Origin of the sequence: Streptomyces phytophilus, from assembly GCF_013870535.1 — a bacterium.
In the GTDB taxonomy this organism is placed as follows: domain Bacteria; phylum Actinomycetota; class Actinomycetes; order Streptomycetales; family Streptomycetaceae; genus Streptomyces; species Streptomyces phytophilus.
Genome location: NZ_JACBXC010001695.1, coordinates 1 through 1,061 on the forward strand (window position 1 = coordinate 1; position 1,061 = coordinate 1,061).

Below are 1,061 nucleotides of genomic sequence, written 5' to 3' on the forward strand. Positions count from 1 at the left end.
AGGGCGCCGCGGACTCGCCGCGGTCCGGCAGCTCGTTCGCCGGGTCGCCGCCGCCGTTGGGGGTGTCCTCCATCGTGTAGTCGGGCAGCGTGCCGCGCGTCGGGGTCGGCTCGAAGCGCGTCCAGCCGGCGCCCTCGAAGTACAGCTCGGGCCAGGCGTGCGCGTCCTGCAGCCCCACCGACATCGACCCGTCGCTCTGCGCCGTGCCCGGCACGAAGCCGACCGCGACCCGCGCGGGGATGCCGAGCGTCCGCGCCATCGCCGCCATCGTGAAGGAGAAGTGGACGCAGAAGCCCTGCTTGTCCTCAAGGAACTTGAGGATCGCCTCCGGGTCGGAGGCGTCGAGGTCCGTCTCCGTGTCGTAGACGAAGTTGGTGGTGAAGTAGTCCTGGAGGGCGAGCGCCCGCTCGTAGTCGTTGGCCGAGCCCCGGGTGATCTCCTGCGCCTGCTCCCGGACTTCGTCCGGCAGCGAGTCGGGCACCTGCGTGTACTCCTCGCTCAGCGCGGGGTCGGGCGGGGGCGCGGTCGCCAGCTGGCGCGCGGTGGGCGCCATGATCAGGCTGGTGACCTGGTACTCGACGCCGCCGGTGGTGGTGCCGCCGTCGCCGACGACTGACCGGCCCTCCGGCTCGTAGCGCCAGTCGTCTCCTATGCGCACCTGGTACGCGGGGTAGGGCATCGGCAGCCACTGCTGCCGGAAGTCCTCGTCGGCCCGCACGTTCAGCGTGACGGGCGCGGACCTGACCTGGCTGTTGGAGTAGCCCTGCGGGGTGGGCAGCGGGGCCGGGATGTCCTCGATGCTGCGGCGCGAGGGCTGCCAGGAGGTGCCGTCGAACCGGTCGAGGGCGACGAAGCGCATGTACAGCGCCTGGTTCTGCGCGCCGTCCTCGGCGCGGTAGCGGAACACCTCGCGGTTCTCCGGCTGGTTCAGGCTCTGCTGGAGCCGCACCACGGGGTTGATCGCGGTGACCGTACCGCCGCCGGGGCCCTGGCCGGGTCCGGTGGTCTTGCCGTCCAGCAGCCCGCCGTCCAGCGACGGCAGCGCCGCGGGTACGACGAGC

The 1,061-nt window shown here is 72.4% G+C and carries 1 protein-coding gene; it reads right to left on the bottom strand.

The window, feature by feature from the left end; all coding sequences use genetic code 11:
• On the bottom strand, nt 1-1,061 hold a 1,061-nt coding region (locus H5J30_RS35290; protein ID WP_181791868.1), incomplete at both ends, for a transglutaminase TgpA family protein.